Annotated in this window: 12 protein-coding genes and 1 tRNA gene; 3 read left to right on the top strand and 10 right to left on the bottom strand. The window is 64.9% G+C overall.

Annotation, left to right across the window (positions count from 1 at the left end; translation table 11 throughout):
* The first annotated feature begins 188 nt into the window (after window positions 1-188).
* Window positions 189-776, top strand: a complete 588-nt coding sequence (locus tag VLE48_10610; GenBank protein HSA93452.1) for a VTT domain-containing protein — start codon at window positions 189-191, stop codon at window positions 774-776.
* Here VLE48_10610 and VLE48_10605 read toward each other — a convergent pair.
* The 10 genes from VLE48_10605 to VLE48_10560 form a co-directional block, all read right to left on the bottom strand.
* The gene (locus VLE48_10605; protein HSA93451.1) at window positions 773-1,438 is read right to left on the bottom strand and encodes a flavin reductase family protein; all 666 of its coding nucleotides are present in this window, start codon (window positions 1,436-1,438) and stop codon (window positions 773-775) included. The two genes, VLE48_10610 and VLE48_10605, sit on opposite strands and share 4 nt — an antisense overlap.
* 163 nt (window positions 1,439-1,601) lie before the next feature.
* Window positions 1,602-1,691, bottom strand: a tRNA-Ser gene (locus tag VLE48_10600).
* Window positions 1,692-1,799: 108 nt separating this feature from the next.
* Window positions 1,800-2,282, bottom strand: a complete 483-nt coding sequence (bfr, locus tag VLE48_10595; protein ID HSA93450.1) for a bacterioferritin — start codon at window positions 2,280-2,282, stop codon at window positions 1,800-1,802.
* A 61-nt stretch (window positions 2,283-2,343) separates the two neighbouring features.
* A complete protein-coding gene (locus VLE48_10590) occupies window positions 2,344-3,189 on the bottom strand; it encodes a xanthine dehydrogenase family protein subunit M (protein HSA93449.1) in 846 nt (281 codons plus the stop codon).
* Window positions 3,186-5,639, bottom strand: a complete 2,454-nt coding sequence (locus tag VLE48_10585; protein ID HSA93448.1) for a xanthine dehydrogenase family protein molybdopterin-binding subunit — start codon at window positions 5,637-5,639, stop codon at window positions 3,186-3,188. The genes VLE48_10590 and VLE48_10585 overlap by 4 nt, the downstream gene beginning before the upstream one ends.
* 3 nt (window positions 5,640-5,642) lie before the next feature.
* Window positions 5,643-6,176, bottom strand: coding sequence for a (2Fe-2S)-binding protein (locus tag VLE48_10580; protein ID HSA93447.1), 534 nt, complete (start codon window positions 6,174-6,176; stop codon window positions 5,643-5,645).
* 113 nt (window positions 6,177-6,289) lie between these two features.
* Window positions 6,290-7,084 (bottom strand): response regulator transcription factor, encoded by a 795-nt coding sequence (locus VLE48_10575; protein HSA93446.1) that lies wholly within the window; start codon window positions 7,082-7,084, stop codon window positions 6,290-6,292.
* A gap of 18 nt (window positions 7,085-7,102) precedes the next feature.
* Window positions 7,103-7,426 (bottom strand): PilZ domain-containing protein, encoded by a 324-nt coding sequence (locus tag VLE48_10570; GenBank protein ID HSA93445.1) that lies wholly within the window; start codon window positions 7,424-7,426, stop codon window positions 7,103-7,105.
* Between the two features lie 110 nt (window positions 7,427-7,536).
* Window positions 7,537-8,925 carry a TldD/PmbA family protein gene (locus VLE48_10565; GenBank protein ID HSA93444.1) on the bottom strand — a complete coding sequence of 463 codons (1,389 nt, stop codon included), beginning with the start codon at window positions 8,923-8,925 and terminating at the stop codon, window positions 7,537-7,539.
* A gap of 46 nt (window positions 8,926-8,971) precedes the next feature.
* Complete coding sequence (locus VLE48_10560; GenBank protein ID HSA93443.1) at window positions 8,972-10,444, bottom strand: TldD/PmbA family protein; 1,473 nt, start codon at window positions 10,442-10,444, stop codon at window positions 8,972-8,974.
* 177 nt (window positions 10,445-10,621) lie between these two features.
* On the opposite strand from VLE48_10560, the gene VLE48_10555 reads away from it, so the two are divergent.
* Entirely contained in the window at window positions 10,622-11,176 is a 555-nt protein-coding gene (locus VLE48_10555; GenBank protein ID HSA93442.1) for a hypothetical protein, read from the top strand.
* Between the two features lie 126 nt (window positions 11,177-11,302).
* Window positions 11,303-13,009, top strand: coding sequence for a SulP family inorganic anion transporter (locus VLE48_10550; GenBank protein HSA93441.1), 1,707 nt, complete (start codon window positions 11,303-11,305; stop codon window positions 13,007-13,009).
* Window positions 13,010-13,121: the final 112 nt, after the last annotated feature.

Below are 13,121 nucleotides of genomic sequence, written 5' to 3'. Positions count from 1 at the left end.
CCAGTCGCCGGAAAGTTTCGCTAACCAGAAGATTTTTCCGCGAGTCTCGCTGGTACTGGGTACTGGGTACTGGGTACTGGGTACTGGGTACTGGGTACTGGGTACTGGGTACTGGGCACTGGGCACTGGCTACTCGCAACTCGCAGCTTGCATCTTCGCTCCCACTGCGGTTTGATATCGGGTCACGCATGACCGAGCTGGAGACATTTCTAAGCACCTACGGCCTGTGGGCGCTGTTTTTCGCGGCGGCCGTGGAAGGCGATATGAGCCTGATGCTGGCGGGCATGCTGGTGCACCTGGGCATCTGGCGAGCCGGACCGGCCCTGGCCGTGGGCGCGGGAGGAGGCCTGGCCGGCGACCTCTTCTATTTCTGGCTGGGACACGGCACGGCGCGTCGCTGGCTCACCACCGCCCACGGACAGCGGGTGCTGCCGCGCATCGAAAGGGCGGCCAAGCGCTACGGCACCTGGTCGCTGTTCTTCGCCCGCTACGTGTACGGCGCCCGGGTCGCCATCATGTTTTTCTGGGGGATGCGCCGCCTCCCCTACCACCGTTTCCTGGCGCTGGATGCCGTGAATTGCGTGGTCTGGGCAGTGGTCCTGGGCGGGATCGGCTATGGTTTCACGGGCAGCCTGGAGTGGATCACGGGAGAACTCAAGCGCGCCGACACCTGGTTGTTGCTGGGAATCGCCGTCTTCGCCGCAGCGCTCGGCATGCGCCACTACATGGCGGAGTTTCTGCGCCCGACCGACGCTAGCTCGGGCAACGGCCGCTAGCCGGCACGCTGCACCACGCCAGGCGGCGCTGTTCCTCCTCGCACGAACTTCATGAAGTCGGATTCCGCCAGCCGCGAGGGGTGCACTTCAGGGCCAACGCCAAAGAACCGGCAGAAGCTCATGATGAGCGGGCGCCACTTCACCGGATCGATATGGGGGCGCGGTTCGTCGCCCACCAGCAACGATTCTTCGACGTGCAGCCTCACGATGTGCACTTCGAACGCGTTCGCCGAGACGTTCTTGCCGAAAGGACGCACCTCGTGCACCACGCCTTCCATGTGCACCGGACACTCGGCGATCCGCGGCGGCTGCACCCGGAGCGACGGCACGGGGGTGAACCCTGCGATGCCCAGCTTGTCCGGCTCATAACGGTATCCCCAGCTCAGCTTCTTCTCCGGGACGGGATTCTTGCCGGTGGTGAGCGCCAACCGGTCGACGTGGGTCACCTGCTCTTCCGACGGAAGGTTGATGACGCACTCGCGCGTGCGAATCAGGTTGTCCGAGGTCTTGCCCATGGAGCCCAGCCCCAACATGCAGCTCCAGCCCAGCCACCAGGCGGAAGACATCGGCGCCAGGTTCACCGTGTCGTCCTCGTTCAGGGTCGAGATCAACGCCACCGGCGTGCCGAAGTAGAGGATGGTTGGTTCGATCGTCTTATGCATGCCGCTACGGTAGCGGCATGCCGCTGCGCAAGCTATCCGGTTCTTGCGCTCGAATTCCGCGCCTTCAGATCGCGCACCCGGCAATGCACGGGGGGTACCCTCATGGGAGCTCCTCCGGATGCGGGCAGGAAATGAGAGCGTAGCGCGAAAGCCCAGGTCTAGATGGCGGAGAGAGAGGGATTCGAACCCTCGTTACCCTTTCGAGTAAACACGCTTTCCAAGCGTGCGCCTTCAGCCACTCGGCCATCTCTCCGCGACGCGCGCACAATTCAGGGAAGCATTGCGGCGAGTCCTATTCTAGCGCAGGGCCCGACGGCGGCCGTGCTGGGCGGACCGGCAGGAGTGAGCGCGGTTGGGCGGGTTATTCCTCTTCTTCGCCGTGGAGCTGCTGGGCAAGGTAGTTCTCGATGCCCATTTCGTCGATGGCATGGAGCTGGGCCTCGAGCCAGTCGACGTGTCCCTCTTCGTCCACCAGGATGTGCTCCAGGAGCTCGCGGGAACCGCCGTCGCCGTGGGCGTCGCAGGTCTTGATGCCTTCGTTCAGGCGCTTGACGGCCTCGTACTCCAGTTGCAGGTCGTTCTTGAACTGCTCGGGAACACTCTTGCCGATGTTGATCTTGAAGTAGGCGCTCATGTTGGGCGTGGAGTCTAGGTAGAGAATGCGCTCCATGAGCTGCTCGGCGTGCTTCATTTCGTCGACTGCTTCCTTGCGGATGAAGCCATAGAGCTTCTCGTAGCGCCAGTTGTGGCACATCTCGGCGTGCAGAAAATACTGGTTGATGGCGGTCAGTTCCGCCTTCAGCACCTCGCCCAGCACGGCAATGACCTTCGGATCACCTTTCACGCTCACTCTCCTTGGGAAAAACCATGACCCCGAGAGAATAACAGCTTCCCGCTTCCGCCTTCTAGCCTGCGGCGGCTGCCTCGAGCGCGCGACGGGTGAAGACGCGGGCCAGATGCTGCCGATATTCCGCGGAAGCAAAGTTGTCCGCAAGCGCCGAGACGCCCTCGGCGGCGCGGTCGCTGGCGGCGGCGATGCCGCTCACCGGCTTGCCGCGGAGCGAGTTCTCCACGGCAGTGGCGCGGTAGGCGCGTTCGCCCACTCCGGTGATGCCGACCGAGGCGGAGACGATCTTCGCGTTCGCCATCCACACGTTGGCGGCCACTCCGACCACAGCAAAGCCGGAAGCGGGATGGCGAAACTTCCTGTAGGCGGAGCCGGAACCGGCGGTCGCTCGCACCCGCACTTCGGTGAGGATCTCATCCGCCTTGAGCGCGGTGGTGAACAGGCCGGTGAAGAAATTGCGCGCAGGGATGACGCGGTCGCCGTGCTGGCTCATGGCAACCATCTCGCCGTCGAGCGCCAGCACGGCAGCGGGATAGTCGGCCGCCGGGTGGGCGGCGGCGAGGGAGCCACCGAGGGTGCCGGCGTTGCGCACCTGTACGTCGCCGATTGCAGAAGCGGCCTGCGCCAGCAGCGGACAGAGCGCGTGCAGCAGGTTGGAACCGGCAATCTCGGCATGGCGGGTCATGGCGCCGATAGCGAAGCCGTCGCCGGTATGGCGAATGTAGCTCAAGCCGGAGATGCGACCGAGGTCGATCAGCGTGCCGGCGCCGGCGACGCGCAGCTTCATGGCCGGCAGCAGGCTGTGTCCGCCGGCGAGCAGCTTGGCGTCCGGACGCGAGGCCAGCATGGCCAGCGCCTCGCCTAACGTGCGGGGAGCTTCGTAGTCGAACGATGCCGGGATCATGAGCGCCTCCTTGCCGGCCGGGACTTCGCGCCTGGTCGAGCCTTGGCCGCGGGCTTCCTGGGCGGCGCCGGTTTGGCTTTGGGCGCAGCGGGCGCCGTGGCCTTCGCGCCGCGCTGCTGCGCGTCGCGGATGGCGCGCCAGACTTTTTCCGGTTTGAGCGGCATGTCGAGGTGGCGGATGCCGAGCGGCGTCAGCGCGTCGCAGACGGCGCCGACAATGGCAGCGGTGGAAGCGATAGTGCCTGCTTCGCCGACACCCTTGATGCCCATGGGGTTGACGGGGGAGGGCGTGACCGTGTGGGCCAGCTCGAAGCGCGGCAGATGTTCGGCCTTGGGCACGGCGTATTCCATCAGCTCGCCGGTGACCGCCTGGCCTTCGGAGTCGTAGACCATTTCCTCATAGAGCGCCTGGCCCAGCCCCTGGGCGATGCCGCCGTGGAGCTGGCCTTCGACCAGCAGCGGATTGATGGTCTTGCCGCAGTCATCCACGGCAAGGTACTTGTCGATGCGAACCTCCCCGGTCTCAGGATCCACTTCGACCGAGCAGATGTGCGTCCCGAACGGGAAGGTGAAGTTCGTGGGTTCGAAAAAATGGGTGGCTTCCAGACCGGGATCGACGCCCGGAGGCAGCGTTTTGGCCGTGTAGGCGGCCATCACCACTTCGCCGAAGGGCAGCGACTTGCGCGTGCCGCGGACGCTGAAGCGTCCGTGGGCGTAAGAAACTTTCGCGGGCTTGGCGTTCATCAGGTGGGCGGCGAACACCATCAGCTTCTGCTTGAGTTTCTGCGTGGCATAGAGCGCCGCGGTTCCGCCGACCGCTGTGGCACGCGAGCCGAACGTGCCGATGCCGTAGGGCACGGCCGCGGTGTCGCCATGGACCACGGTGATGGCGTCGGGCGAGATGCCGAGCTCATCGGCGACGATCTGCGCGAAGCTGGTCTCCTGCCCCTGCCCATGCGGCGAAGCGCCGGTGAGCACGGTGACCGCGCCGGTGGGATCGATGCGCACTGTGGCGCTTTCCCAGCCGCCCGCCGGCATGGCCGCAGAAGGTCCGAGGGCACAGATCTCGACGTAGGTGGAGAGGCCGAGGCCGTAGTATTTGCCCTGCTTCCACCCGGCCTTCTGGCGCGCCCGCAGCTTGTCATAGCCGGACATGGCCAGCGCCTTTTTGAGCGCGCCCTGGTAGTTGCCCGAGTCGTAGGAAAGCCCGGTCGCGGTGGCGAAGGGGAATTCCGTCGGCTTGGGGAAATTGCGACGGCGGATCTCGGCAGGGTCCAGGCCCAACGCGTCGGCGGCCATATCCATCATGCGCTCGATGAGGTACGTGGCCTCGGGGCGACCGGCGCCGCGATAAGCGTCCGTAGACATCTTGTTGGTGAAGGCGCCGCGCACTTCCACGTCGATGGCGGGAATCTTGTAGCAGCCGGTGATCATCAGCGAGGTCAGCGTGGGGATGTTGGGCGTGAGGAGCTGGTGATAGGCGCCCAGGTCGGCCAGGATGCGGGCGCGCAGCGCGAGGATAGTGCCATCCTTCTTCAGCGCCAGCTCGACGTTCTGGATGTGGTCGCGGCCGTGGATGGTGGCCAGCACGTTCTCGCGCCGCGTTTCGCTCCACTTGACCGGGCGGCCCAGCTTCATCGCCAGCCAGGGGATGACGCCCTCTTCGCGATACACGTTCAGCTTGCTGCCAAAGCCGCCGCCGACCTCGGGCGTGACCACGCGCACGGAATTCTCCGGGATTCCCAACATGACCGCGATCTGCGTCTTGGCCAGGTGCGGGATCTGGGTGGAGGTCCACACCGTCATGGTCTGCTCGCCCGGACGGTACTCCGCAAGCACGCCGCGCGTCTCCATGGCCACGGGCACCAGGCGCTGGTTGGTCATGCGCAACCGCACGACTTTGTCGGCGCGCTTGAAGCCGGCGGCAGCGTCGCCGGTCTTCAGTTCGTGGACGTAGGCCAGGTTGGTCTTGAACTGGGGATGGACCAGCGGGCTGCCTTTCTCGATTGCCTTCTCGACGTCAGAGACGACGGGCAGCGCTTCGTAATCCACTTCGACCAGTTCGGCGGCATCGCGGGCGGCATACACATCCTCGGCAACCACGACGGCCACCGACTCTCCCACGTGGCGAACCACTTCCTTGGCGAGCGGCGGGTTGGGTGGAGTCTTCAGCCCCGGCATGCCGCCGGCATAGGGCGCGCCGCCCAGGTTCGCCATGTCGGCGGAAGTGAACACACCGACCACGCCGGGGGCGGAACGGGCGGCCTCGGTCGAAATGCTGCGGATCCTGGCGTGGGCGTAGGGTGAGCGCACGAAGGCGGCGTACAGCATCCCGGGCAGCTTCAGGTCGTCGGTGTAGTGGCTGATGCCCTGGATGAGGCGCGGGTCTTCCTTGCGCTTGAAGCGGCGTCCGACCCAGCGTGGAGCGGCGGCGGCAGTCTTCGCGGGCATGGCTTACCTCCTCGCCTTCCCGGCCCGCCGCGCCTTGCGCGGGGCCGCTTTGCGAGGCGCCGCCTTCCGTGGCGCCATCTTGCTCGCGGCCGACTGCACCGCGTTGACGATGTGTTGGTAGCCGGTACAGCGGCACAGGTTGCCGCCCAGCGCCTCGCGGATCTCATGCTCGCTGGGCGAGGCGGAGCGCGAGAGCAGGTCGCTTGAGCACAGGATCATCCCCGGCGTGCAGAAACCGCATTGCAGGCCGTGCTCCTCCCAGAACGCCTCCTGGATGGGATGGAGTTTGCCATCTGAGGCCAAACCTTCGATGGTAGTGACGCTGCGGCCGTCGGCTTGCACCGCCAGCACCGTGCAGGACTTGGTGGCGCGGCCGTCCACCAGCACTGTGCAGGCGCCGCACAGCGAAGTCTCGCAGCCGATGTGCGTGCCGGTCAGGCCGGCCGTCTCACGCAGGAAGTGGACCAGCAACTGGCGAGGCTCCACGGAACCCCGCCGCTCCACGCCGTTGATACGAATGGAAATTTCACGATTCATGAGGACCTCGACGCGAACAAACAAAGCCTTTGGAAGGCGGCCACGATAGCAAATGGCCGTGGGGATGACAAGGCGAGAGAAACTACGGGCCGGTTACCGAATTACAAAGCGAATCACGCCCGCTCGGGGGCGGGGGCGACGGGAGGTTGCTGCGCTTGCGCCGCTTCCGCTTCTTTGGCCTCGGCGGGCTGCAGCAGGCGGTGATGCACACAGTAGAGAGCCAGCTCCAGGCGGTCGGAGACGCCCAGCTTGTCGTAGACCTTGCGCAGGTAGTTCTTCACCACCTGTTCGGTGGTGCCGATCTGCTCAGCGATCTCCTTGTTCTTCAGCCCCTGGGTGACGAGGGACACGATGCGCAGTTCCTTTTCCGTAAGCGCGCTGCGCGGGCGGGCGGTAGTGAGCTGGGTGGCCTGGGAGCGGTAGGCTTCGATGATCCAGTTGATGCCGCGGTTATCCAGCCAGGTTTCGCCTTCCTGGACCTTGCGCACGCATTTGACCAGCAGTTCCGGCGGGACGGTGCGGCTGATGATGCCGCGGGCGCCGCGGCGGAAGCACTCCAGCGTTTCCGCTTCGTCATGTTCGTCCATGAGGATGACGACCTTGACGGTGGGCGCGCGCCGGGTGAGTTCCGAAACGGCCTCGGGAAGGCTGGGAGCAATGCCATCCTCCAGCAAGAGGATGTCGGCGGGAAACTTCTGGATGGCGACCAAAGCCTGTTCCAGGGACTCGGCCTGGCCCACCACGCGCAAGTCGTCCTCAAGGGCGAAGATCTTGCGCAGGCCGACGCGGAAGATGGCCTGGGTATCGGCCAGGATGACGCGGATGACGCCGGCCGCCGCTTCGCCCGCGGCGGAACTCTCCACCGGCTTGGCCGGAGCACTGGAAGACTTTCCTGGGTTGTTTGCCATCGTTGTTGGCGCCGATCTTCAGCGGCGCTCGAAGCGATACTCGTCGATGACGGCGGCAACCATGCGGCGTCCGTCTTCGTTGGTGCAGCGCACCACCCTGCCGATGCAGTTTACCAGCACGTCCGCTTCCGTGTTGAGGACCGAGGCCGGCATGGCGATGGTGAATTCGATGGTGGAGCCGACGTGCATGTCCTGATCTACGTAGAACAACACGCCGCCAGCGGAAATGTCGCGGGTCTCGGCCGTGCGCTCCTCGGCCTGACTGCGCACGGAAATGGGCAGGCGCAGCGGGAATCGCACCGCGCTCCGCATCCCACCGGCGCTCTCTTCCGGCTTGGCCATCCTCTTCTGCTTATACACCCGCGCGGCTGCGGGCTGAAAGTTACTTTAGGGTTAATACCACCTTCGTGGTGCGAATGGCCATCCAGTCACGGCAGAGGGCGTCCCAAGATTCAGAACTTCGTGACTTCGGTGAAGTTGAAATCCTTCACCTTCATGGCGGGTACGACCATGTCGAAGCTCTCTTCGCCGCTGGAGCGCACGGGAGCGCTCATGGCCTCGACCGAGTTGAGCATGCGCACCAGGCTCTCATTGAAGCGGAAGTTGCGAATGCCGTGGCGGACGCGGCCCTGCTCTATGTAGAAAGTGCCGTCGCGCGTCATGCCGGTGAGGATCTTCTCGTACGGATCGACTTCGCGGATGTACCACAGGCGGGTGACCAGGACGCCTCGTTCGGTCTCGGCGATCATCTGCTCGACGGTGCGATGGGCCGAGGGCGGGCCGCTATCCATCACGATGTGCATGGGCGCTTCGCCCATCTCGTTGGGCAGCGGCAGGCCGTGGCCAGTGGGCTCGATGCGGCCCACGCGCGCGGCGTACTCCGATTTCTTCATCTTCTCGGCCGTGTGCCGGGCATAGACCAGGTTCTTCACCCCGCCGCGCACCACCAGTTGGACGCGCTTGCGGCACACGCCTTCGCCGTCGAATGGCGAACCCGCCTGCAGCGGATGATAGACGTCGTCGTAGATGGTGATGTTCTCTCCGAACACCTGCGTACCCAGACGATTGTTGAGGAACGATCGCTGGTCGAGGATGGCCTGGCCGCCAAAATCAAAGAACATGAAGCCCATCAGGTCGAGCACCGCAGCCGGCTCCAGAATCACGGTGTACTTGCCGGGCGCAAGTTCGCGCGGATGGGCGGATTGCATGGCTTTCCGCGCCGCGATTTCGGCCAACATTTCCGGATCGAGCACGGTGAGGTCCGGAGAAGTCGCCTTCTGCCAGCCGGAAGAGTCTTCTCCCAGCATGGTGATGGAGACTTCCGCCAGGGTCTGCTCGTGCCAGGCGAACAAGCCCTGGGAATTCAGGATGCACTCCGCGCTGTGTGAGGAGGCCACCACTCCAGCAGTGGTGAGCTGGTTGCGACGGGCCACGGCAACAATCTTGTCCACGGCGGCGGCACGCTCTTCCGGAGTCATGGCGGAGGTCGCGGGAAAACTGCGAGCCGGCGCCGCTGGACCACCGGTGGCGAGTTCCGGCGCAGCCAGCGGCAAGAGATCGGGATCGGGCTGCTGCACGCGCGCCAGGTTCTCCGCCGCCTGCACCACGCGGCGGATGCTCTCTTCGTCCAGCTTGTTGCTGGTGGCGCGCGCCGTGCGCTGACCGAACAGGACGCGCACCGAGAGCTGGTACTGCTCCTCCGCCATGTTCTGATGGATGGTGTTGTTGGCGAAGCGAGTGAGCGCGCTGCGACCACCGGCAATGATGGCCTCCACGCCATCGCCGGTGGAGTGGCGACGGACGATCTCGAAGATCTCGCGAGCGCGTTCTTGCGTCAGCATTTGGCTCTTAGCTCTTGGCCTCAGTGTTCCTCTGTGCCCTCTGTGGTCAGTTCCCTTTGTATGCCGAACCCACCTGCACGTTGCGAAAGCGCGCGGGGGCGGCGCCGTGGCCGGTGCCCATGGTCTGCATGGGCTGTCCCTTGCCGCAGTTGGGCGTACCCCAGAGCGTCCATTGGTCGCGGGAGCAAATGGCGTCCATGGAGTTCCAGAATTCCGTGGTGATACCGGAGTAGGACGGGTTCTTGAGCATCCTTCCCAGGCGGCCGTTCTTGATCTCCCACCCGATCTCGCAGCCGAACTGGAAGTTGTAGCGCTTGTCGTCGATGGACCAGGAGCGGTTGGTCTGCATGAAGATGCCCTGGTCGGTGGAGGCGATGAGCTGCTCGAGCGTGAGCGGTTCCTCGCCCGGCAGGACGCTGACGTTGGTCATGCGGATGAGCGGGATGCGGTGCCAGCCATCCGCGCGCATGGTGCCGCCGGAGCGGGGAGCGCCGATGGCGCCCGCTGTCTCGCGCGAGGTCAGGTAGCCGGTGAACTGCCCGGCGGTGATGATCGGTGTGCACTGCGCCGCTACGCCTTCATCGTCATAGGCGAAGGTGCCGAGGCCGGGACCGTGAGCCTCGGTGGCGTCGGCCACGGCGTTCACCAGTTCGCTGCCGTAGCGCAGCTTGCGCAGCTTCTCCCGCGTCAGGAACGAGGTGCCGGCAAAGTTGGCCTCCATGCCCAGCACGCGGTCGAGCTCAATGGGATGCCCGATGGATTCGTGTATCTGCAGCCCCAATTGCGACGAATCGAGAATGATGGTGAAGCGGCCTTCCGGGCACTGGTCGGCCTTGTGCAACGCCACCGCTTCTTCGCCGATGCGGCGGGCGTTCTCCACCAGCTTCAGCTCCTCCACCAGTTCGTAGCCGCGCGTCTGGTACTGGCCACCAAAGGAATTGGGATAGGAACGTTTGTGCAGCTCGTGCTCACCGAATGAGTACGCTGCGCATCCCGCTCCGGTGATAGTGCGGGTCTGGTGGATGTCCGAACCCTCCGAGGAGTAGAACCACTGCTCGTAGCGGCGGAAGTGCAGCAGCGCTTCGGCCAGGGTGACGCCGGGCGTGGCGCGCAACTCCGCGTCCACCTGCATCAGCAGCCCCAGGTTCTGCTCGATAGAGACGGAGAACGGATCCACCCGGACCGGCGAGGCCCACTCCACTTGCACGGCAGCCTCGGGAGCGAGCTGGACGTCGTATTCCTTGACGCGGGCAGAGGCGCGCGCGATGGCGACAGCCTGCGCCGCGGCGGCCTGGACCGATTCGCGGTCCAGTTCCTGGGTGGCGGCGAATCCCCAACGGCCTTCGGCGATGACCCGCACGCCCAAGCCCATGGACTCGGAGTCCGACGCGTAGCCGACCTTGCCGTTCTTGGTGAGCAACATGCGCTGGCGGTCATCCACCACGCGCACATCGGCATAGCTTGCGCCGCGGAGACGGGAAGTCTCCAGCGCGTATCCGGCGATTTCTTTCCAGGACATGCGGAACGAAGATGATAAATGAAGCGCTGGCAGCCGTCAGCACGCGTCGGCCGGAAACGGCTCCCGTCCACGTCGTCCCCGGATTCACTCCTTCGAGCACATTCCCGAATCATTGGCCGCCTTGCTGCGTATTTAGCGTGGGGGCACAGCACCCGTCGCGAGGGGAAGGAGGTCTCTTTGCGAGAGAAAAGAGTGCTGTTTCCGCTCCGTTCCGCCCCAGCCGCTCTTGCCTTTTCGATGTTCCTGGCCACGGCGGCTACCGCCCAAATTCCCGGCAGCGTCGTTGTCGAAAACCCCAAGCATCTGCCAGTGGCGTTGGAACGCGTTCCCATCCTCTTCGACCTCAGCCGGCGCGTGGCCGCGGAGAAGTTCAAACTCAAGCCAGAGCAGATGCCGAATCTGAAATTGAGGCTGGTGCTCGGCATGCACCCGACACTTGGCTTTCGCGCAGAAGACGACGGCTCCATGTCCCTGTTCCTTCCGGAGTGGCATGCAGCCAAGTTCTCCTACGGCGTCATGTACCTCACTCTCAACCGCGTGCCGCCGGAGAAGCAGACCGTAGCGTTTCTGCGCGAGGTGCTGCAGCGCTTGAATCGCATTGCTCCAGTCACTGCAGATCGCCTGCAGGTCGAGGGGCAGGTCTTCGTGGATGCGCACCCGGAAAGCCTCTTCCCCGACTTTTTCGAGCAGCCGCGGAAGCGATGGCGCATTCCCCTTCGCGAGCAGCGATGAGGCGGGACGGCCATCTCTGCGGGTGGCCGTCCCTTCTCAATCCCTCCGCCCTCGTGTCACACTCTTGTGTTTCGCCTGCGCGCCTGGCTCAGGAACAAAGTCCTGCAGGGAAACGGGGACAGTCATGTGAACGAGTGGACGCCCAAGCTGGTGCAGTCACTGAGGGACTACAACCCAAGAACATTCCTATCTGACCTGGTGGCGGGCATTACCGTGGGATTGGTTGCTCTCCCGTTGGCCATGGCGTTTGCCATTGCCAGCGGGGTGCGACCGGTGGCGGGCCTGTATTGTGCCGTCATCGCAGGCTTCCTGGTCTCGGCGCTGGGGGGCTCGCGGGCACAGATCGCGGGGCCGACTGGGGCCTTCGTCGTGGTAGTGGCGGGCATTGTGGCCCGGTACGGCCTGGAAGGCCTCTACGTGGTCACCGGCATGGCCGGCGTGTTTCTGATCGTGCTGGGCGCCACGGGGATGGGCACGGCGGTGAAGTTCATTCCGCGTCCCGTGGTGGTGGGATTCACCAACGGTATCGCGGTCATCATTGCCAGCACCCAGATCAAGGATTTCCTCGGGCTCAGGATCGCCGAAGTTCCCGGCAGCTTTGCCGGACGCATGGCGGCCATTGGCGAGCACCTGGGAACGTACTCCGCTTCGGCGACCGCCTTGAGCCTGGTATCGCTGGTGATCCTGATCCTGTTCGCCCGCTACTGGAAAAAAGTTCCCGGCGCCATCGTGGTGCTGGTGGTGGGGACGGCGGCCGCGGCGTTGCTGCAGCTGCACGTAGAAACCATCGGGTCGCGCTTCGGCGGGCTCCAGGGCGGCTGGCCGCGGCTGCACGTCCCGGCAATGCAGTGGGGACTGATTCCCACGCTGATCTCGCCGGCGCTGACGGTCGCGCTGCTGGGCGCGATCGAGTCGCTGATGTCGGCCGTGGTCGCCGACCGCATGACCGGCGACCGGCACAATCCCAATGTCGAGCTGGTTGCCCAAGGGATCGCCAACGTGGCCTCGCCGCTCTTCCTGGGTCTGCCTGCGACAGGCGCCATCGCCCGCACCGCCACCAACATCCGCTCCGGGGCAAAAACGCCGGTGGCCGGGATCGTGCACGCGCTGACGGTGCTTGCGGTCCTGCTGTTCGCTGCGCCACTGGCGCGCTTCGTGCCGCTCTCGGTGCTGGCCGCCATCCTGTTCATGGTGGCCTACAACATGGGCGAGTGGGGAGAGATTCCGGAACTGCTGAAACTCTCCAAGCTCGAGATCACGGTCTGGCTGGTCACCTTCCTGCTCACGGTATTCGCCGATCTGACCGTGGCGGTGGAGTTCGGCATGGTGCTGGCGGCGCTCACATTCATCCGCAAAGTCAGCCTCACCACCACGGTCTCGCGCGTGACCGACGCCTACGTGGACGAAGGGCGCGTTCACATCCTGCAAGACAAGGCGATCCCGCACTACGCCACCGTGTACCGAATCCATGGGCCGTTCCTGTTCGGCGCCACGGACAAGATCGAGGATGTGGCACGACACCTGAACGACCTGCCGCCCATCGTGATCCTGCGCCTGCGCAACATGACCGCGATCGATTCCACCGGCCTGCTGGCGCTGGAGGAATTGGCGGACCAGCTGCACGCCTCCGGCCGAGAGATGCTGCTATGCGGCGCGCGGGAGCAGCCTTCGCGCATGCTTCACCAGTCGGAGTTCGAGCAGCACGTGGGGCGGGAGAACATCTGCAGCAACATCCAGGAAGCGCTGGACCGCGCTCAGCAGTTGTATAGGGAGATGGTCGAGTCGGGAGCGGTGCCGTCGCGACGGCAGGGGGAGAGAGCGCAGAGGGCGTAGGACAGTTTGCGAGTTGCAGCCTTTCGCCCAGGGGCACGGACCGGGTGTTCATGGACCTTGAGTGCCTCGGCTGGATTCGGGAAAAGAAATGGGGTGGCCGTAAGGCCACCCC

The organism is Terriglobales bacterium (genome assembly GCA_035454605.1).
Lineage (GTDB): Bacteria > Acidobacteriota > Terriglobia > Terriglobales > Acidobacteriaceae > DATMAB01.
The sequence above is the reverse complement of the archived record's forward strand: the minus strand, read 5'-3'. Positions and strand labels throughout refer to the sequence as shown.

Bases quoted from the DNA above. Each gene is read 5' to 3' on its own strand.
- VLE48_10610 (HSA93452.1), top strand. From the start codon at position 189: ATGACCGAGCTGGAGACATTTCTAAGCACCTACGGCCTGTGGGCGCTG.
- VLE48_10605 (HSA93451.1), bottom strand. From the start codon at position 1,438: ATGCATAAGACGATCGAACCAACCATCCTCTACTTCGGCACGCCGGTG.
- VLE48_10590 (HSA93449.1), bottom strand. From the start codon at position 3,189: ATGATCCCGGCATCGTTCGACTACGAAGCTCCCCGCACGTTAGGCGAG.
- VLE48_10585 (HSA93448.1), bottom strand. From the start codon at position 5,639: ATGCCCGCGAAGACTGCCGCCGCCGCTCCACGCTGGGTCGGACGCCGC.
- VLE48_10580 (HSA93447.1), bottom strand. From the start codon at position 6,176: ATGAATCGTGAAATTTCCATTCGTATCAACGGCGTGGAGCGGCGGGGT.
- VLE48_10575 (HSA93446.1), bottom strand. From the start codon at position 7,084: ATGGCAAACAACCCAGGAAAGTCTTCCAGTGCTCCGGCCAAGCCGGTG.
- VLE48_10570 (HSA93445.1), bottom strand. From the start codon at position 7,426: ATGGCCAAGCCGGAAGAGAGCGCCGGTGGGATGCGGAGCGCGGTGCGA.
- VLE48_10565 (HSA93444.1), bottom strand. From the start codon at position 8,925: ATGCTGACGCAAGAACGCGCTCGCGAGATCTTCGAGATCGTCCGTCGC.
- VLE48_10560 (HSA93443.1), bottom strand. From the start codon at position 10,444: ATGTCCTGGAAAGAAATCGCCGGATACGCGCTGGAGACTTCCCGTCTC.